Origin of the sequence: Hwanghaeella sp. (genome assembly GCF_965227365.1) — a bacterium.
Classification (GTDB): domain Bacteria; phylum Pseudomonadota; class Alphaproteobacteria; order UBA8366; family Aestuariispiraceae; genus Hwanghaeella.
This window is the reverse complement of the sequence record NZ_OZ245754.1, coordinates 4,925,483-4,945,144: the sequence shown is the minus strand read 5'-3', so window position 1 is coordinate 4,945,144 and position 19,662 is coordinate 4,925,483. Positions and strand designations below refer to the sequence as shown.

Here is a 19,662-nt window from a genome sequence, read left to right as displayed (position 1 = left end):
CCGTTATAGTTTCCGGAAGATTACCGACAGGTTGTTCGCCGGCATATCGACGGCCTCCTCGAAACGGAGGCCGTTGGCCGCCGCCAGCGCCGAAACGTCGTCCAGGTCGCGGACACCCCATTCGGGATTGCGCGCCCTTAGAGAGGCGTCGAAAGCTTCGTTCGACGGCGCCGTATGGCGCCCCTCCCGCTTGTAAGGACCATAGAGATACAGCGGTCCGCCTTGTGCCAGCACTTTTCCGGCGCCGCGCAACAATCCCTCGCAGGCGGCCCAGGGTGCGATATGGATCATGTTGATGCAGACCATGGCGGCGGCCCGGGCGACCGGCCAGTCTTCCTCCGTCGCATCCAGGCGCTTTGCCGGCAGCAGGATCTGCCCGCCGCGGTCCACCGCCCGCGCATATGCATCGATGCTGGTCAGATTATCGGGATCGAGATCGGTTGGCTGCCATTGCCAGACGGTGCGATCCGCCGCGAGGCGGGAGGCGAAAAAGGCTGCATGCTCTCCCGGCCCGCTGGCCACTTCCAGCACCAGCCCGTCATCCGGCAAGAGACGCGCCAGGACGTCCAGGATCGGCTCGGCATTGCGGGTAAAAGCCGGTGAGCTACGACGCGGATCTTCCATGAGTCACCTTTCTGATCACCGCCGTTTGACGGCACTTGGCGCTGGTCATACCCGGCCTAACGCGAAATGGTATTGCCCAGCAAGTTGAATGCGATATACCTGTCGGCCAATTTGGACGGTCCCCCGCGACAGCGCGCATGATGTTTCGCCGTCGTGACGGAGTAGAGTGAGGAGAGAAGCATGACCTATGTGGTCACCGAGGCCTGCATCAAGTGCAAGTATCAGGATTGCGTGGAAGTCTGCCCTGTCGATTGCTTTTATGAAGGCGAGAACATGCTGGTGATCCATCCGGATGAATGCATCGACTGTGGCGTCTGTGAACCGGAATGCCCGGCCGAAGCGATTTTGCCGGACACGGAAGGTGAGGCCGAAAAATGGCTGGAGCTGAACCGGGAGTATTCGGAAAAATGGCCGAACATCACGGTAAAAGGCGATGCGCCGGACGATGCCGACGAGTTTGCCAAGGTTGAGAACAAGTTCGAGCAGTTTTTCTCGGAAGCCCCGGGACAGGGCAACTGACCCTTTTCCGGAACCCGGACGGACCCTGGCGGTCCGTCCCAGGGACCGGAATTGGCAATGCCGCAATGCGGTAAGTCCATGATACAAATGCATTGCGCTATGAAGGGGCTGGGAAAGGCCCCTTTTTTGTGTTATACATATCAAACAAAGTAGGCGGAAAGATCCCTGGCGTAGATCGCCCGGGGCGTTTTTCTTCGGCCGATTCGGTCCCCGAATGGCATGGAGAGCGCCACCATCACCTTGGTTCAGCAAGTCCTGACGTTTCTGCGATCAGGCGGTTGCACGATCGAAACGGGGATGGAGATCGGGCGGATCAACCGACCGATGATGAAGGACCGGTCCGAGGCGTCTTGTCCATAAGACGCGGCGGTGTAGGACCTTTTTGTCTGTGGTCACGGCCTGTCTGTGGTTCCGGTTTTTGTGGGAACCAAGCGAGTTTCTGGATCGGTCAAATACGGGAGCCGGACGACACCGGCCCGGGAAGACCGAGGATCGTTTCGAATGATCCATATGGGCTTTGAGCCCTTTGTAAGTTGGTTTCGTGTCGGCACTGCCGTCGCGGTTCCGGTATGTGGATTTTGCAAACAAGGATTGAGGCAAGAATGTCGAAAGGCACAAAGTATCAAGCTGGCGATCATGTCGTTTACCCCACGCATGGCGTCGGCAAGGTCACGGGCATCGAGCAGCAGGAAATTGCGGGCATGACCCTTGAGCTGATTGTTATCGAATTCGACAAGGACCGAATGATCCTGCGTGTTCCCGTGGCGAAGGCGGACGATTCCGGCCTGCGGAAACTGTCCTCCCCCGACCAGATGAAATCCGCGTTGAAGACCCTGAAGGGCAAGAGCCGCGTGCGCCGGACCATGTGGTCGCGCCGCGCTCAGGAATACGAAGCCAAGATCAATTCCGGCGATCCGGTTGCCATCGCGGAAGTCGTCCGCGACCTGTTCCGGAACGCCAACCAACCGGATCAATCCTATAGTGAACGGCAGCTTTACCAGGCGGCGCTGGACCGGCTGGCCCGTGAATTCGCGGCAGTAGAAGCCATAGGCGAGGAAGAAGCCGCCGAAAAGCTGGAAGACATGCTGCAGAAAGCCGCGGCTTAATCGGTCGGCATCCGTTCGGCCGGCGCAACGCGCCGGCGAATGAATAGTTTCGTCGGGGCCCGTGCGTGCAGCGGGTCTCGACTTTTTTGAAGGTACCCAAGCCTACGATCTTTGGCTCTGGTTTACCTATCTACTCATTATTCTCCCCGTTGCAGGGGCTTCCCAGTCGCCGCCAAAGCCGATAGCCTTCCAACGTCTTGCAATACCATAATCTCCGGCCGGAAAGTCGGCCGCAGCATTCGGCGGGGGAACCGGACAGCGCATGGCGGCGCCATCACATAGTACGACCACACAGGTCCGTTCCCGCGGAAATGTCGATCAATTTTATCCTATCCTGCGAAAACCTGTTCCCGGGTCGGAAGGACGGATCTGGACTGTCGGCGCCATACACGGCGAGATCTACAAACTTGAGATGCTGCATGATGCCATTGCCGCGCGCCTCAGGCCGGGCGACTGCATGGTGTATCTCGGCAACTATATGGGTTACGGAAATGACGTGACCGAAGTGCTGACGGAAATTCTTCGCTTCCGTTGCTGGTTTATGGCCAGGCCCCCTTTCGTACATGAAGACGATTTCGTGATGCTGCGGGGTGCGCAGGAGGAGATGTTCCAGAAGCTCCTGCAAATCCAATTTGCCGCCCGTCCACAGGATCTGCTGGATTGGATGCTGCGCAGGGGCTTGGAATCCACGCTGCTGGCCTATGGCACGGATGCCGCGGCCGGCTACAAGGCCGCCAAGGAAGGCACCCTGGGCCTGACCTATTGGACGACCGATATCCGGCGGCAGTTAAAAGCCCATGCAGGCCATGAAATTCTGATCACGAAATTGAAACGCGCGGCCTATACCGAAGAGGAATCCATCCTTTTCGTCGCGGCGGGTCTGGACAATACCAAACCGCTACAAGGACAGGCGGATGCCCTTTGGTGGGCGCCACGGTGTTTCGAACACATAGATCAACCCTATCGGGGGTTCCGAAAAGTCGTCCGCGGATACGACCCGGACCATCGTGGGCTGGTCGAGACCGACTGCACCATATCCATCGATGGCGGCGCCGGCCGCGGCGGCACGCTCATAGGGGTCTGTCTGTCCCGCGACGGTTCCTTGGAAGATATCGTTACCGTCTGATCCATCGCTGTTGAGCCGAGCGGACAGCCCGTTACCGCGATCAACTCTCCCTTTCCCAAGGTTCTTCAATCGTAAATTGGCTTCTAATATACAAGCCTATTTCACTGTTTTTAATATATTTTTCTTAAACGCCGACCTGTCTTTCCGCCGGCAGGCGGGCCCGTTTCCCCATTTCCTCTCGGACATGTGAGGTGGCGATTTGGTCTAATCGTAATAACCAACCGTAAGACTTGGTAAATATAGTATCAGGCGGGTTCATTTGATCGGTAGTCTTTAGGAGGGAGTGTGTCACATGGCCTATATCGACGATCCACAAACACAACGCGCGAACATGTCCTATATTCGCAAGTCGATGAACGAGCCGCTTCTCGGCCGCGACGAAGAGCAGGACCTGGCGCGACGCTGGCGGTATGAACAGGACGAAGAAGCGCTGCACAAACTGGTTCGCGCCTATACACGTCTCGTCGTCAGCACTGCCTCGAAATTCCGGAACTATGGATTGCCGATGGGCGATCTCGTTCAGGAAGGCAATGTCGGCCTGATGCAGGCCGCCGCCCGCTTTGAACCGGAACGCGACGTGCGATTCTCGACCTATGCTTCCTGGTGGATACGCTCGGCCATGCAGGATTATGTCCTGCGCAACTGGTCCATCGTCCGTACCGGCACGACGGCGGCGCAGAAATCCTTGTTCTTCAACCTGCGCCGATTGCGGGCCCGGATCAGCGACGCACCGAACGGCAGAATGACCCAGGAGGGACGAGAATTCGTTTCACAAGAGTTAAATGTCGACATCGGCGAGGTTGAGTCGATGGAGCTTCGCATGTCGGCCTCCGACAAGTCGCTGAACGCGACGATCGCCGACGGCTCGGACGATGATTGGCAGGATTTCCTGGCCGATACCCGTCCGGATCCCGAAGTGACCGTCACCGGAACCCATGATGCGAAGACGCGGTCAACCTGGCTCGCCGAGGCGATCGAAGAGCTGAGCGACAGGGAACAGGTGATCATCAACGAACGCCGCATGGTCGAGGACGGCGCGACCCTGGAGCAGCTGGGCCAGCGGCTCGGCGTCAGCAAGGAACGCGTCCGTCAGTTGGAAAGCCGCGCTCTGGGCAAACTTAAAGCGTCGATTCTGAAGCGCGTCGACGATCCGAAGGACTTGATGATCGAAAGCTGACGGGATCCGCCTGTTGCTCATCCAGTAATTCGATCTGGTCGGCGGCCGCGATCTCCATATACGGTCCGTTGTACCGGCGAACGACACCGCGAAGGCGGACCAATTGCCCTTCCAGATCGTATACGGAGATCGGCGCGCCGTCGGCGGTGAGAGGCATTTCCTTCTGGCGAAGCCGCAACGACACGCCGGCCGTGAAGTCTGTGCGCCAATCCTCGCCGAAATTCAGAAAAACCGTGCCGTTGCTGCGCCCAACAGTAACGATTCGGCCTTCGACGATTTGAAATCCATTATAGATGTCGTCCGGGATGTCCGCGGGACGAACCCGATAGCGCGGGTTCCGCCAGACGCCCCGCCAAGCAGCCCGCGCCGCTTGTTCCGCCGCCAACAATAGCGCTCGCTCGTCCGCGCTTGAAACGCCACCGCCATAGCGGGCAAAACCCAAGCGAAGCAACCGTTCCTGAACCCAGACGCCGTCGGATGTCTCAAAACGCCCCGCAAGGCGGTCATATCGATCCTTTTCAGCCGCAATCAGACGCCATGGTCCGGCGTTTTGCAGCGCCTGCAATTCGCGGATGAACGCCTTACTCGCCGGCGCCAGCCCTAGTCCGACATCGAGACCCGTCAGAACGATTTCCTGTCCATCCCTCAGGGACAAGGCGCCATCCGGCAGCATTTTCGCGTCAGATACATGAAGGGTCTTGGGACCTGGCGACCCGGTCATGGAATCCTCGGCCGCCGCCCCCTCGAGATCGGCAAGACCCAGGATTGCGACCAATAGCCCGGCAGCAACCGCATGACCGACCGGAACGGCAAACATCCCCTCAATTCGACCACGCATCGGTTCCTGACTTTCTGCTTCCGGGTCAAAGAAAAAGATCGGGAAATTCAACATTATAAGTGGATAGCCGGTCGGACTAGCCGTTATATTCCGCAGGCGCGACCACCGTTTCGGAACTCCCCATGCCCCGTACTGAACTCTATCCCGCCATCGAACCCTACGAGTCGGGACACCTGCAGGTAACCGCACCGCACAGCATCTATTGGGAGGAATGCGGAAACCCTGAGGGCTATCCGGTCCTTTTCCTGCATGGCGGTCCGGGCGCAGGCTTCTCGCCCGGGCATCGCCGGTTCTTCGACCCGAAGTTCTACCGCATCGTCCTCGTCGACCAACGGGGAGCCGGCAAGTCCGCGCCCTATGCGGAGACGCAAGGCAACGACACCCATAGTCTGATCGGCGACCTGGAATCGCTGCGCCGGTTTTTGGGCATCGATCAATGGTTGCTGTTCGGTGGATCCTGGGGCTCGAGCCTGGCATTGGCCTATGCGGAAGCGCATCCGGCGGCCTGCGCCGGATTGATCCTGCGCGGGATTTTCCTGTGCCGCCAGAAAGAAGTAGACTGGTTCATGTTCGGGATGCGCCAGTTCTTTCCGGAAGCCTGGGACAGTTTCATGGCGCATTTGAGCGAGGGGGAGCGGAAAGACCCGCTGAACGCCTATTACCGGCGGCTCTGCGACCCCGATCCGAATGTCCACATGCCCGCCGCAGCCGCATGGAGCCGCTATGAAGCAAGCTGTTCCACACTGATCCCCAGCCCAGCGACGATTGACGCGATGAGCAGTCCCGAAACGTCACTGGCCCTGTCGCGGTTGGAAGCGCACTACTTCGTCAACGGCCTTTTCCTGCACGAAAACCAGTTGCTGCGGGATGCCCATCGCCTTCGCGGTTTGCCCGGCATCATCGTCCAGGGACGCTACGATGTGGTTTGTCCGCCGGCCTCGGCCCGGGACCTATCCGAGGCCTGGCCCGATGCGGAATTGATTATGGTGCCCGACGCGGGCCATTCCGCGGCGGAGGACGGGACCATGCGGGCTCTCGTCTCGGCCACGGAGCGGTTCAAGGATTGGTTGCCGCCGCGGAAATCGGCGATCGCCCTTTAGGAGCGGGCGAATAGACCGATCAGCCGCCGGGCGGCGATCGTCGGTGGCAAGGCACCATCCGCGACTTTGCGCTCAACATCGGGCAGATCCGCGACGATGGCCGGATGCGCCTTCAAGGCGGCGATCAACCCTTCGCCGACTTCCGTCCACAGCCAATCGAGGGCTTGCGCGGACCGGCGTCGCGCAATTTCCCCACTGCCGCCGAGCGCCTCACGAAACGCTTCGATCTTCTGCCACGCTTCTTCAATTCCGTCCCCGGTCCGGGCCGAGCAGGACAATACGGGGACATTCCAGTTCGGTGAGGCCGGACGCAGCATTCGCAATGCACTGGTATATTCCGCGACCGACCGTTTCGCCGTATCGATCAAATCACCATCGGCCTTGTTGACCAGGATCATGTCGGCCAGTTCGACGATCCCTTTCTTCAAACCTTGCAATTCGTCACCGCCACCGGGAAGTAACAGAAGCAGGAACATGTCCGTCATTTCGGCGACCGCGGTTTCGGATTGGCCGACGCCGACCGTCTCCACTAAAATCACGTCAAATCCAGCCGCTTCGCAGACCAACATGGCCTCGCGCGTACGGCGGGCGACACCGCCAAGGGTCGCGCCAGCCGGGGAAGGCCGAATGAAAGCCGACCGGTTCCTCGACAAAGCCTCCATGCGGGTCTTGTCCCCCAGGATGGACCCGCCGCTGCGCTTGGAGGAAGGGTCGACAGCCAAAACCGCCAGTTTGTGCCCCTTGCCGGTCACCTGTTCGCCGAAACTTTCGATGAAGCTGGACTTGCCCACACCCGGCACACCGGAAATACCGACACGGATGGACTTTCCGGTCGACGGCATTAAGCGTTCGAGCAACTCTTCCGCCGCCGCGCGATGGTCCGCGCGAGTGGATTCCACCAAGGTAATGGCGCGCGCCAAACTGCGGCGGTCGCCTGCCGCCACGCCATCGGCAAGCGCGGATACGTTAACCTGTTGTTGCGTCATTTCTTGATTTGGCTGCCAAAGACCGTCTTGGCCATCATCCGAAGCTTCTTTTTAGACGCAGGATCCAAATCATCCAGAACTTTTTGCTTTTGCCGATAGATGAGCATGGCCGATTTGACGAGGTCGTCATGCTCCGTGGCCGATGGGGTGGATCGTTCCGGTGCCCCGGTCTTTGAAGGGGCCGTACCGCCGGACTTCTTGTGCGGTGTGGCGGGAAGATCGCCGCTCTCGACGAGTTCCTGATGAGCGGACGCTATCGCTTCCCGGATCGTTTCACGATCGAGGTCCGTGGCATTTGCCTTGTCCCGAAGCTTGTCGTCCAATTCCGCCTCGCGCGCGGCATTGGACGCCGCCTCGGCAAGGGATTCGGTGTCATCCGGCTCTTGAGTTTCCATTTCCGCTTTCCGACGCAACACGGCATCGCGCTTTTCCATCGCGTCGCGCGCCTCTTTGTTGAGGAAAACGGATTTCACGATTTTTCCGAACATCCCGTTACCTTACCGCATCTGCGCGCCGCGGTGAATCACCAAGATCTCCCTACGGGCAGCGCCCGGCAAAGCATCCTGGCAGAGACATCCCATACGAGACGGTCCCGGCGGCGCATGATGCATATTCCCAAGCAACTATGGGGCCAAGAACGCGGCCATCAGCAACTCGTCCACCGGATTGCCGTCAATCCTGACCGATTCCCGTTTCCGCCCCTCGACCACAAAGCCCAAACGCTCGTAAAATCGGATCGCCCGCTCATTCGTTACCATGACGGTCAGTTCCAGACGGGCAATGTCCGCCCGGCGGGCGCGAGCCATGGCCTCCCGCATCAATGCCCGGCCGATACCGATCCCCTGATATTCGTCCAAAACGCCGATCCCCACGGTGGCGGCGTGCCGAATTCGGCTCAATTGTCCGGCAACGAGAATGCATTCGCCGACCGGCCTGCCGTCATGCCAGGCATTGACCAAGTCACATCCGGGGGCCGCCAGGATCGACCGAATGACGGCTTCCATCTCCTCCACGGAGGCGGCTCGCTCCGACGGCAAACGGTGAAAAAACGGGGTTTCGCCCAACAACAGTTCCCCCATTACTTTCAAATCGGCGGCATCTTCCGGAACGGCGCTGCGCAATGCGACGTCATCCAGCGAGATTTCCGTCAAACCACTCTCCCTCACGATCTTCACATTCGGTCGTTTTTCCCGCCGAGCATATGCAAGGACCCGGCTTCATCGATCCAAGGGAAACTTTAGGCTTTGCCTTGCAAGTATGCCAGTTTTCGACCGGTTCTTTCGGCTTTGCCGACACACACCATGAGAGTACGTATTTCGTAAAAGCTCGACGAATCGGCCGTAAAATGGCTGTATTCGGCGAGGGGTGTTGCCATCGCGCGATAGCGCGGGGCTGAGGCGTTTTGGGGTAAATTTCAGGATGACAGGTTCCGGACGCGGTCAGGGCAGCGTGCTATTGCCGTCGGATTTTGCACAACGCGGTGCCGCCGTTCCGTTCACGACGCGGCTGCTGTTCTTCGCGCGCATGCGACACGGCGCAAACGGGACAATCGAATATCTCGTGCCCGGCCTTGCGGGCGGTCTGACGACCTGTGTCATTCCACAAGGCAAGATCGGCGAAACGCTCTCCATGACCGTCTTCGACCGCGCTCTGATGGACGAATTGAAGGAACTGTCTTCGGTCACGCCGGCCGGCGTGGAGCAAGCCAGCCTTGCCGTCGGTATAACGGGCCTTGGCGGCTCACGTCTGCTACGCCGGGCCCGCGACCGCAAGGAGGCGGACCTTGCCGGCACCCTCGCGTTGGAATCTTTATTGGTGAACGATCTTCTCGCCGCCCTAGATGCCGATCCCGTCAATTTCGACGGCGCCGATTTGGAAGGCGTGCGGGGCTTGGCCGCAACGCAGCTGGAACCGCACGCGGCGGCACTGGGATCCCCGATCGAAGCGATATTGTCCCGTATCCAACAATGGGTACAGATCATCTTGCCCGTCGGGGTCCCCGGCTTGGAGTATCCGGCAGCCTATAGAGCTACCTTGGCGGATATGGAAAGATTCGCCGCGGATTTGATGGAATGGCTCATTCCGGAACCGGTGGGCCCGGCGGAAATGGCGCAGCGGATCGCCGTCGCCGCCCGCAAGACAATCGCAACCGCGCAGCCCCCCCTCGATCGCATTGAGGAATACCGGACATCGATCCTGGACAGTCTCACGAACTGGGACACGACTTGGGCCGCCCTTAGAACCGAGGTCGAGTCTGTATCGAACATCATAGACGGCTGGCAGCGGTTGATCGACAAATGGGACGCGGTCAGCAGAATGGAGCGTGTCGACCAACGGGAGCTCGTCGAGCTCTTTGCCTTGTACCTCCCCATCCTGCCGCGGAAGTCGGCCGACGGGAACCATGAGTTCTGGGCGTCGATACGCGAAAACCAGAATCGTTGGAAAGACACGGTCGCGACGTCGGAGATGTTGGCCACCGATCAGGATATCAGGGACAAGATCGGCGCTTTCAAGGTTGAACGCGCATGACCGATCCGCAGCAGGCCAAACAGCAATTGATGTCGCTTTTCGAGAACCTGCCGGACGAGCAGTTGAAGAAGCTCGGGGCCCGGATCGAACTCGACAGAAACGAGAATCGTTTCGGTCTTCCGCATCAGGCCGTCATCGCGCTCATGCGGCCCTATCTCGCCGCGGCCAGGGCCCCGCGTGTCCATACGCCGCAAAGAATTCTATGCGTTCCCTTCGAAGACATGTTCACCAACGAAGATGTCGGCTTCAAACGAACGGGCTTCATCCATCGCAAAAGTATCTCGCCGTTCTGGCGCTGGATCAGCGAGGAACTCATGCCCGAAACCTTTCCACTTCTAGCCAGTCGTTTCATCGCGGCCCAGAAGGCCGGCGAGGATAAAGCGGCGGCCGAGGCAGCCAGCGCGATCTGGTCACAATCGGCCGGCGCCTTGGGAGAAGCGTTGGATGCGGTCGAGGGCGATATTGGCGCCTATGAGACGCTGGCAGAGCAATTGGGCGGCAACACGATTGTCGAAGACATCAAGGAGATGCAGGCGATACTGTCCATCGCCGACCATGTGGAGGCACTAAAACGAAACCTGCCGCATAAGCCGATTGCAGTTCTGACAAGCAAAAGCGTATCCACAATCCTCGATCATTACAAGATTGTCGGATCGGAACGGCCGGGCATGGAAATGTACCTGCTTCTGATTGTTATCGGGCGTTTGATGCAGCCCTTCCCGATCCTTCGTGTCTTTCGCTCCCTTTCCCGCAAGGGGGATGACGCGATGATCCGGAAAACGGATTTGAGCATTGCGGGAGAGATCGTCATCGCCGCATTGGAGAAGGATGCGCGGGACGCAGTTCAGGTCGCCCGCGCATTCGATTCCGGTGAAGAGGAAATCGTCCGTAAAGCCTCGCGCTTCGCCGCCGCCTTCAAGGGAATCACCACCGACATCGGCATACGGCGCGACGGCGAATGGGGTCAACGCATGTACGCGAGTCGAAACGCCGTTGCCGAAACCTTGGAGACGCGGATCCTCAAAAGGGCCGACAAGGTTGTTGTGTCGGCACTGGTAAAGAAGCGGGGCGGCAAGTTGGAAGGCCTAACCGCGTGGCCTGACGACGAGACTTTCGAAGCGGCGGAAAACCGCGCGTCGGCCCTTTCCGCTCTGTACCGGATTTCGGACCAGCTCGGGATCCGGGCCGGGTGCCAGAGCGAATTGGACGACATCAGAAAATTATTGAACGATTATAGCGTCTCTTTGGTCGAGGAATTGTCACGCATACCCAAGCACGACCATCAACCGGCCTTCGCCAACCTTGCCGTCGTCGTCCGCCTTCTGGAACTTGTCGCGAATTCTGACGAGGCCGACCTGCTGCGGCGCCGCGGCCGCGCCGCCCTTTCCGGCACCATGCTGGATTACTGAAATTCCGTATTTGCGTCAGTTAGCACTTATTGAACGTCTTCCCGTCCGGTGGCATGACATAGGAGAACATACAGCTTGCCGACATCGGCCGTCATGAAAGTCGATTGCAGAAGGTGCTCAGGGTCGTTTGCTTTCGCTTGATCGAGAAGACGATCGAACTGTTCGATGTATCGGGTGACGTAGTCGCGCGCTTCCTTGTCCTGCTTGACCTTGTCCGAGATCGCCCGGATCAGTGCCGTTGGTTTGCCGCGCAACAAGGTGCGGGTGAAGATAGACCGATCCCCCTTGATGTATCTGCGCCAATCCGCTTCCGGGACATCGCCCTCCACGATCCGCGTCAGGTCGATCGTCGTGGAATTGAGGTCTTCGACGATGTAACGGGCGGATTTCAGGAAGAGGTCCCGTTTCAAGGATTGGTCCAGATCCCGGATATCCGAATGACGTTTGCTCACCTGCTCCGAGGCATCGACCAAGGCCTTGGCCTGTTTCGTGAAGTCGTCGCCGATGGCACCTGCGTCGTCGCGCGCGCTGTTCACCGCGCGGATCAGCTTCTTGCTGCCGGCCTCTACCGACTCGCTCAGACCGGTCAGTGTCTGCTGGGTCTCTTCCGCCACCTTGGTCAGGGTCTTGGTTTCGGTGTTCAGGGATTTCGCTACCGTTTGGATCTGCGTATTGGCGACGTCACCGGCCGCCGTCAAATCACCGGTTTGCGTGCGCAGCAAGGTCACCAGGGTTTCAATCCGTTTCGCGATTCTGTCGGATGCATTGACGACACCTTCCTCCTGCTGTGCGAAAGCATCGCCAAGTAGCCGTGCCGCTGTCGCGGCCGCGGCCGCGGCCTCCGTCATCTGTTCCGCCTGCCTGGCCAATCCGGTGCGGTGGTCTTCCATCTGCATTCCGGCACTCACCGATGTGGAGGTCAGACGCTCCGCCTCCTTGCCCAGTTTATCGGACAGGTCATCGAACAAACCCATCGCCTTGTCCATCGCGGTGCCGAATTCTTCGCTTTCCTTGCGGAAGGTATCGCCCGCCTCGCCGATCCGCGTCCGGATCGAATCCGCCGCGGTCAGCAGGGTCTCCACCTGGCGCTCCAGCACGGCCCGAATACCCTCGGTTCGTTCTTCCGCGATTTTTGATGCTTCCGCCATCGTCGCCGTCTGCCCGGCGAGGCTGGATTCAGTGTTGGACGCGCTGACGGCGATCTGCTCGGCAAGGGCCTGCAGGGCCGTCGCATCCTGCCGCAAGGATTCGCGGATCTTCATGATATCCGTGCCGGCCTTGTCGGAAACGTCGTTCAATGCGGCGACGTTCTGGCGAAGCGTCTCGTTCATTTCCTGGATTAGCGCAGCCGCCTTGTCGGAAGCCGTCTGTAGATCAGCGCTGCGTTTCTGCAGGGAATCGCCGATTTTGTCGGTGCGGTCCTGCACCCAATCGGCGGCATCGCGCAACTCGGCACTTTGCTTGCGCAGCAGATCGGCCATTTCCCGCCCCTGGGCAACGGCCGGATCGAATGTATCGACCAGTTCGGCCGAGCCCGCCTGAAGAGCATCCCGCATTTCCTTCATGCGTGCCGCCAGCAGGGCATCGATATCGGCGGCCTGCTGCGCAGCCCGATCCGCCGCCGCCGTCATTTCCTCAGCCTGGCGGCGCATCAATTCCCGCATGGTGTCGGCGCGTTCGGCGGCCGCCGCCGTTGCCGTTCCGATCATATCGGACTGCTGCCTCAACGCCGTTCCCATCGCCTCCATCTTCTCCGTCGCGGATTCGGAAGCGGTCAGGAGCTGACGGCTCTGTGCGTCGGCGGCGCTGCGGACAAGTCCGGTTTGGGTCGCGATCCGGGTCGCGGCCTCGTTCAGTTCGTCGCTTTGCGCGGCAACCGATTTCAATATCTGACCGGCCTGGCTCTCGGTTTCTGAGGCCGCCTCCGCCAGCATCTCGACCTGCTGCTTCAATGCCTGCTGGATCCGCTCGACGATCTCTGCGTTTCGGTCCACGGCGATATTCATGGACTTTGCCGTCCGATCTATATCGCCTGCCATGCTTTCCGCGAACCGGGCCGCTTTTTCGCCCAATTCATCACCCATCTTTTCTAAGCGGCCGCGGGTTTGATCCAACAACTCTCCTTGTTCGGTTTCGACGCGTCCCAGGGCGGCAACCACGGCGCCGGTCAGGATCTTGCCCTGACGTTCAAGCAATGCGGTCATCTGCGCGACACGCTCGGAGGTTTCCTCCCCGAACTTCCGGAAAGAGACCCGCTCGGCATCGAAACTGTCATGCAGGGTCCGGGCGGTCAGTGCCGTTCGATCTTCCATATCCCGGATCAGGGCGTCGGTCTTGCCGGCGGCCACCGCCGCGAAACCGTCAAAGGCTTCGGCCTGATCGTGTATGCCGGTTTCCAGTTTTCCGACAATCGCGTTCACCTGTCCGTCGACCGCTTCTGCGCTCGCATTCAATCTTGCTTCACTCTCGGTGACGGCCGCCTGCATTCGCAACGCGTGTTGGGACACCGCCTCCGCAAGACGTGCGGCGGAAGCATCGACCGCGCCGGCCAATTGCTCACTCGCAGTCGCTGCCCGTGCTTCGGTTTGTTGCGTGAAAGCGGAGAAAGCCGACAATTGGGCGCTGAGGCTTCGTTCTAGACCGGCCGATAGTTCTTCGGCCTGATTGGCCAGTTTTTCCCCGATCCCGGCTATGAGCGACGCGGTATTGCCATCGAATGCCTGCAGCCGTTGATCGTGTTTGTCGAACGCCTCCGACAGGGCCTCGGACGCCTTCACGGTACCGTCCCGCAAGCGAGCCGAGAGGCCGGCCAACCGATTGTCGGTCCGGGATGCAAAAGCTTCGAAACTCTCGACCTGGGATTGGAAAGCCTCTTCCACCAGCCGAACGGTATCCTGCGCCCGGCTGCGTACCTGGTCCGCAAAGGAGGATATCTGATCAGACGCTTCGTCACCCGCACGGCGCAGATCTTCGCCACTGTCCTTCAACAGGGCGGTGATAGCCTCGACGCGGTCGTCGGCCTGTGCCGCTGCCTTATCCAGGTCCTGACGATAGGCTTCCAGCCGTACACCAATTTCCTCGACGCGACGGGCGGCGTGGTCAGCCGCACCGGTGACTTCCGTTGCCTGGACACGCAACGTATCCGCGACCCCGTCACCGCGCGCGGCAGCCGCATCCAATGCCTCGACCAATGTCGCCGTCTGCTGGTCGACGGATTGGGTAATGGTCTTCTGTTGCGCCTCCAACCGGCCGATCAACTCACCCAGTTTTTCCGCCTCGGCCGACAGGATCGACCGAAGGGCGCCGCCTTCCCGCGACGCATCTCCTGTTCGGCTTTCCAGCGCGGTCAATTGGGCCTGTAAACCGTTGGACAAGTCAGTCAGCGCCCGCACGGTTTCCTCACCCGCCGCGCCAAGCTCTTTGGCCTGACGACGAAGCGAATCGGCAACCAGTTCGATTCGCGCTTCCGCATCCTCGGCCGGGTAGGCCAGCAGGGCCAGTTGCCGGCGCAGCACATCGGTATGATGTCGAACATCCTGACCGCGTCGGAAAAACAGGGCCGCCAGCCACACGAAGGCCAGCGGCGTGAAGACCCCGGCGATCATGCCGGCCAATTCATGCGGCAACAGGGCAGGCAAAAGGGCCCAGCCGACAATGGTGTGGAAGTACCAACCGCAAAGCCCCAGCCACGCCGCGGAGAGAAGACCGGCAACGGACGCGATCCAGATCGCGGCCCGCTTCGCGCGGCGCGCGTCCTGCTGAACCTGTTCCGGCGTCGGCGCACCCGCCCGCGGTTCCGGTTTCGGGAATTGGGTGATTTCCGCGGCCATTGACTTCTTCCCATCCTCTTCACCGCCCGAAACGCCGGGCAGCGTTGCCTGCAACCGTGCAAAATTACGCTGATCCGGCCGGAATTCAAAGTGGTGCACCGGATTTCACAACGGGCTCCGGCACTTGGCGGAGACCGGCAGGCGCTATATGGTGCCCCCGCTGTACGGACGATTCGATTCCTTCTCCGTGCCCGGTTCCGCCACATGCCAGAAATCAGGAGAGCGCCCGCCATGCCGAGCCACCCCGACTTCGCAAATTTGCGCGTCCTGGACCATCCCCTTATTCAACATAAGCTGACCTGGATGCGACGTACGGATACGCCGACCTCCATGTTCCGCGGGTTGTTGAAAGAGATTTCGCTATTGATGGGGTATGAAATCACGCGTGAAATCCCGCTGAAGACGACCCGGATCGAAACCCCCGTAGCACCGACCACCGCGCCGGTATTGGCCGGGCGCAAACCCGCCATCGTATCGGTCCTGCGCGCCGGACTGGGCATGGTCGACGGGTTGCGCGAATTGATGCCCGGCGCCCGTGAAGGGCAGATCGGCCTGTACCGGGACGCGGAAACCAAGCGCCCCGTGGAATACTTCGTGAAACTGCCTGAACCGGAGGGCCGGCTGTTCATCCTCTGCGATCCGATGTTGGCGACCGGCCACTCCGCCGCCTATGCGGTCGACGTGTTGAAACGGGCCGGTGTCGAAGGCCAGAATATCCGCTTCATGGCCCTGGTTGCGGCGCCGGAAGGCGTGCAGGTGATGCTGGACCAGCATCCGGATGTCCGTATCTATACCGCGGCACTGGACGAATGCTTGAACGAAAAGGCTTATATCGTGCCGGGTCTCGGTGATGCCGGAGACCGAATTTTCGGCACCAAATAGAACGGCCGGAAAGCCCATGCGCCGCTGGATATTGATCGCTTTCGGTTTGCTGTGCGCCGCCGCGCTGTCGCAGATACCGACCTTTCACCAACAATATCTGCAACGCCTGGGCGGCCATGTGGACGAGCTGGCCCAGCAGGTTTCCGCCATCGACGAGAGGGCGGAAAAGGTCGACAAGCAACGCTACGACTATATCCGCGATCTGATCGGGAATTCGGACGCCTCCGCGCGGCAGGAAGGCGAATATCTTCTGGAATTGGTCACGCGTCACGTGACGCTGCGCAATTCCCTGCAGCGCCTGGAAACCATGCCAATGCTGTATATCGGCGGGGCGTTACTGCTGGAATGCGATCCGAAAATCGCCTTCGCCACCCTGAAGAATTTGAAACCGGCCGTGCCCCTGACCCTGGCCGGGGCGGGCTATGCCATTGCCGGATTCTATATCGGCTATCTGGGGCTGATGTTCTTGATCAGCCTGTTTCATTGGCGGAAGGTCCCGGTCAAGGAGCCCGAGGCGCGCGAACGATAGTCAGGCCCGGTATCTCGGGCGGACGCATCAATGCCCGCCGGCGAAGGCCCCGGTCTTCACCTCATAGTCGACCGCCAATCCGTAATCCGGATCATCATCGGAATCGATCATCAACTGGCCTGCCCGGTGCAGCAACCGGTGGCAGTCGCGTGACAGATGGCGCAGCTGAAGTGTCTTGCCAACCGCCTCGTATTTCTTGGCCAGATCCTCAATCGCCTGCAAGGCCGACTGGTCGACGACCCGGCTATGGGCGAAGTCGATCACGACGGTCTGGGCATCGGTTTCCGGATGGAACAGTTCCGCGAACCCGTCGGTCGATCCGAAGAAAAGCGGCCCTTCAATCTGATAGACGGTGACGTCCTCTTCGGTCGTCTTGACCGATGCATGGATACGCGTCGCATTGTTCCAGGCATAGGCCAGGGCGGAAACGATGACGCCGACGACCACCGCGACGGCAAGGTCGCTCATCACCGTCACGACCGTGACCAGCACCATGACCGCGGCATCCATCCAGGGAATACGCCGAATAATCGTCAGACTGCGCCAGGCGAAGGTGCCGATGACGACCATGAACATGACGCCGACCAAAGCCGCCAGCGGGATCTGTTCGATCAAACTGGAAGCCACGAGTATGAACAGCAACAGGAAGAGCGCCGCCGAAATGCCGGAGATGCGGGTCCGGCCGCCTGATTTAACATTGATCATCGACTGGCCGATCATGGCGCAGCCGCCCATACCGCCGAAGAAACCGGTAACCGTGTTCGCCACCCCTTGGGCAATGCATTCCTTAGACGCACCGCCGCGCTGGCCCGTCATTTCGCCGACGAGGTTCAAGGTGAGCAGGCTTTCGATCATGCCGATAAGGGCCAGGATGACCGAATAGGGCAGAACGATCTTCAACGTTTCCAGGGTCAGCGGCACCATCGGAATGTGGAAGGCCGGCAGTCCCCCTTCAATGGAGGCGAGATCGCCAACCCGGGGCACGCCGATATCGAACCCGATGACGATGGCGGCGACGATGAAGATACCGGCCAACGGCGCCGGGATAGCGGTTGTCAGCTTCGGCAGCGCCCAAATCACCGCCATGGTCAAAAAGACAAGCCCCAGCATGGTAACCAAAGGCCAGCCGGTCATCCACACCATCCCTTGTTCCGGGTCGGGAACCTGGAACTGGCTGAGTTGCGCAAGAAAGATGACGATGGCCAGACCGTTCACGAAACCCAGCATGACCGGATGCGGCACGAGGCGAATGAATTTGCCGAGCCGGAAAATCCCGGCCAGCATTTGGATAATGCCCATCAACACGACGGCGGCGAACAGGTACTCGACCCCATGTTCAGCAACCAGCGACACCATCACCACGGCCAAAGCGCCGGTCGCTCCCGAAATCATGCCGGGCCGCCCGCCGAAAACGGCGGTGATCAATCCCACGATGAAGGCGGCGTATAATCCGACCAGCGGATGTACATTGGCCACGAACGCAAAAGCGATCGCTTCAGGCACAAGGGCGAGGGCGACAGTCAGACCGGAAAGAATATCGGTCTTGGCTTGCTTGATCGTTATGTCGGTAATGAGACCGTTCCTTGCGAAAATTCAGAGTGGCCGCGCGGCGCAACGCCCGCCGCAGCCCGATTGCAATCGATTTTATACAATACCACGGGACCGTCCGACCCAGTGGCGAACTCGGTTATAGCGGTCGAATGTTGCAATGCAACATGAAAAATTCAGGGTTTGGGGTATCCGCCCCGCTTCGTCCGGCCTGTTCCGAACCGCCTGTCCCTTGCCTGCTCCAGGGTTGTCATCCCCGGTATTTCACCGAGAGGAATCGGATCTGCCGCCCTTCGCTGTCCAGTCCCCGGCCCTCGTAAACCGGTTCCGGAGAGATGCGGATCAAGGTTCCTTCAGCCTGGATCCTTGGGCCGCAAGCCATCGTCCATCCTGCGTAATTCTCGTCGGTAAATGTCAGCGTTCCCTTGCACAGACCCGGCCCTTCGGGCAGCCGTAGAAAGAAACTGCCTTCCTTGTTCGGTACGTAATGGACAAGTTCCGCCGTGACGGCGGGCGCCACGTCATCCCAATCCACCAGCAGGGTGACCCTGTCCCCCCCGTTCGGCAGCGCTGTCGATATGTACCGGTCGGCATGCGTGAAGAGCGTCGCTGAGGGAAGATCCCCGACATAGTCGTTATTGATCTCGACAATTTCGCATTTCAGTGAATCGCCGGGCCGGGAGGTGCGGCAGGCCCGCAAAGCTTCCCGGGCGGCTTCGCGCACGGTCAGCCGACCCAACGCCGCCCCGACGGCCACGAGATTTCCATCCATGGCCCGGGCTTCCGCGAAGGCCTTCTGTCCCAGATTCGACAAATTGTAGCGGGCATAAAGGTTCGTCTTTTCAATGCTGGTTACGGATTGACCGTAAAGGTCCTCGCTGGCGATCGGATCCCCCGCCGTCAGGGGCTTCCACTCACCCGGATTTTGCCAAACGATATCGCGCTGCCGCGCGAACAGATGGCATGGCACCCCTTTCGATCGCAATTTGCACTGGGTGATCGCCAAATGAATGGTTCGGTAAGGGCGGCAGCCGAATTCGATGCAATAATACCAAGCGCTGGTTCGCCCATCCTCGGACAGGGCGAATGCGATCGGGTCCTTGCTGTCGAGATAGGAGTTGAAGCTGTTATAGGCCTGCTGGCTCATCTTCACGGGACCCGTTCCCGGCGCCACGGCCGGATTGCCGCCCGCGGTCTGACACCCGGTCAAAACAAGTCCCAAGACAAAAATGACAGACACCAGACGCATTTATTCCCCCACTTGAAGCCGATTTCGGTTCCACTGCTACTTTTGGGTTCAGTGACAGTCAAAGCAAGCGCTTATCAACCGGAACGCACCCAATGGCAGGGTTGTTAACGGTTGGTCCTTTCCCGCGCACAAATATTGTTTGGTATGGGAACGATTTTCGGGAATTGCGCCCTTGATGGTCAGGCAGGACGCGGTACGCTCTCGACCCAA

Annotated in this window: 17 protein-coding genes; 9 read left to right on the top strand and 8 right to left on the bottom strand. The window is 59.9% G+C overall.

Going from position 1 to position 19,662, the window contains the following annotated elements; translation table 11 throughout:
- Positions 1-3: 3 nt before the first annotated feature.
- Complete coding sequence (locus tag ACQK2G_RS22690; RefSeq protein WP_425407317.1) at positions 4-624, bottom strand: DUF938 domain-containing protein; 621 nt, start codon at positions 622-624, stop codon at positions 4-6.
- Positions 625-804: 180 nt separating this feature from the next.
- Here ACQK2G_RS22690 and fdxA point away from each other — a divergent pair, with 180 nt between their 5' ends.
- The 4 genes from fdxA to ACQK2G_RS22670 all read left to right on the top strand — a co-directional run bounded on the left by fdxA (position 805) and on the right by ACQK2G_RS22670 (position 4,552).
- The gene (fdxA, locus tag ACQK2G_RS22685) at positions 805-1,143 is read left to right on the top strand and encodes a ferredoxin FdxA (protein WP_425407316.1); all 339 of its coding nucleotides are present in this window, start codon (positions 805-807) and stop codon (positions 1,141-1,143) included.
- Between the two features lie 602 nt (positions 1,144-1,745).
- A complete protein-coding gene (locus ACQK2G_RS22680) occupies positions 1,746-2,249 on the top strand; it encodes a CarD family transcriptional regulator (protein ID WP_425407315.1) in 504 nt (167 codons plus the stop codon).
- Between the two features lie 262 nt (positions 2,250-2,511).
- Positions 2,512-3,375, top strand: coding sequence for a hypothetical protein (locus tag ACQK2G_RS22675; RefSeq protein WP_425407314.1), 864 nt, complete (start codon positions 2,512-2,514; stop codon positions 3,373-3,375).
- Positions 3,376-3,667: 292 nt separating this feature from the next.
- Complete coding sequence (locus ACQK2G_RS22670; protein WP_425407313.1) at positions 3,668-4,552, top strand: RNA polymerase factor sigma-32; 885 nt, start codon at positions 3,668-3,670, stop codon at positions 4,550-4,552.
- Here ACQK2G_RS22670 and ACQK2G_RS22665 read toward each other — a convergent pair.
- Positions 4,494-5,390 carry an OB-fold nucleic acid binding domain-containing protein gene (locus ACQK2G_RS22665; RefSeq protein ID WP_425407312.1) on the bottom strand — a complete coding sequence of 299 codons (897 nt, stop codon included), beginning with the start codon at positions 5,388-5,390 and terminating at the stop codon, positions 4,494-4,496. The genes ACQK2G_RS22670 and ACQK2G_RS22665 overlap by 59 nt on opposite strands.
- 122 nt (positions 5,391-5,512) lie before the next feature.
- On the opposite strand from ACQK2G_RS22665, the gene pip reads away from it, so the two are divergent.
- Positions 5,513-6,490 (top strand): prolyl aminopeptidase, encoded by a 978-nt coding sequence (pip, locus tag ACQK2G_RS22660; protein ID WP_425407311.1) that lies wholly within the window; start codon positions 5,513-5,515, stop codon positions 6,488-6,490.
- Here the strand turns inward: pip and meaB are convergent.
- The 3 genes from meaB to ACQK2G_RS22645 form a co-directional block, all read right to left on the bottom strand.
- Complete coding sequence (meaB, locus tag ACQK2G_RS22655; RefSeq protein ID WP_425407310.1) at positions 6,487-7,476, bottom strand: methylmalonyl Co-A mutase-associated GTPase MeaB; 990 nt, start codon at positions 7,474-7,476, stop codon at positions 6,487-6,489. The two genes, pip and meaB, sit on opposite strands and share 4 nt — an antisense overlap.
- Complete coding sequence (locus ACQK2G_RS22650) at positions 7,473-7,949, bottom strand: hypothetical protein (RefSeq protein ID WP_425407309.1); 477 nt, start codon at positions 7,947-7,949, stop codon at positions 7,473-7,475. Before ACQK2G_RS22650 ends, meaB begins: the two co-directional genes overlap by 4 nt.
- A gap of 150 nt (positions 7,950-8,099) precedes the next feature.
- Positions 8,100-8,627: a GNAT family N-acetyltransferase gene (locus ACQK2G_RS22645; RefSeq protein WP_425407308.1), complete on the bottom strand. Its 528-nt coding sequence runs from the start codon at positions 8,625-8,627 to the stop codon at positions 8,100-8,102.
- Between the two features lie 268 nt (positions 8,628-8,895).
- Between ACQK2G_RS22645 and ACQK2G_RS22640 the strand changes: the two genes are divergently transcribed.
- Both ACQK2G_RS22640 and ACQK2G_RS22635 read left to right on the top strand, forming a co-directional pair.
- Positions 8,896-10,005: a hypothetical protein gene (locus tag ACQK2G_RS22640; RefSeq protein WP_425407307.1), complete on the top strand. Its 1,110-nt coding sequence runs from the start codon at positions 8,896-8,898 to the stop codon at positions 10,003-10,005.
- Positions 10,002-11,414: a hypothetical protein gene (locus ACQK2G_RS22635; protein ID WP_425407306.1), complete on the top strand. Its 1,413-nt coding sequence runs from the start codon at positions 10,002-10,004 to the stop codon at positions 11,412-11,414. Before ACQK2G_RS22640 ends, ACQK2G_RS22635 begins: the two co-directional genes overlap by 4 nt.
- A 26-nt stretch (positions 11,415-11,440) precedes the next feature.
- Here ACQK2G_RS22635 and ACQK2G_RS22630 read toward each other — a convergent pair whose 3' ends face one another.
- Positions 11,441-15,244 carry a hypothetical protein gene (locus tag ACQK2G_RS22630; RefSeq protein ID WP_425407305.1) on the bottom strand — a complete coding sequence of 1,268 codons (3,804 nt, stop codon included), beginning with the start codon at positions 15,242-15,244 and terminating at the stop codon, positions 11,441-11,443.
- 231 nt (positions 15,245-15,475) lie between these two features.
- Here ACQK2G_RS22630 and upp point away from each other — a divergent pair, with 231 nt between their 5' ends.
- Together upp and ACQK2G_RS22620 are read left to right on the top strand one after the other, a co-directional pair.
- On the top strand, positions 15,476-16,126 hold the full coding sequence (gene upp, locus ACQK2G_RS22625; protein ID WP_425407304.1) for a uracil phosphoribosyltransferase: 651 nt from the start codon (positions 15,476-15,478) through the stop codon (positions 16,124-16,126).
- 16 nt (positions 16,127-16,142) lie between these two features.
- Positions 16,143-16,655 carry a DUF2937 family protein gene (locus ACQK2G_RS22620; protein ID WP_425407303.1) on the top strand — a complete coding sequence of 171 codons (513 nt, stop codon included), beginning with the start codon at positions 16,143-16,145 and terminating at the stop codon, positions 16,653-16,655.
- A gap of 27 nt (positions 16,656-16,682) precedes the next feature.
- On the opposite strand, the gene ACQK2G_RS22615 is transcribed toward ACQK2G_RS22620, so the two are convergent.
- Entirely contained in the window at positions 16,683-18,212 is a 1,530-nt protein-coding gene (locus ACQK2G_RS22615) for a SulP family inorganic anion transporter (RefSeq protein ID WP_425407691.1), read from the bottom strand.
- 241 nt (positions 18,213-18,453) lie between these two features.
- The gene (locus tag ACQK2G_RS22610) at positions 18,454-19,443 is read right to left on the bottom strand and encodes a hypothetical protein (protein WP_425407302.1); all 990 of its coding nucleotides are present in this window, start codon (positions 19,441-19,443) and stop codon (positions 18,454-18,456) included.
- Between the last annotated feature and the right edge of the window lie 219 nt (positions 19,444-19,662).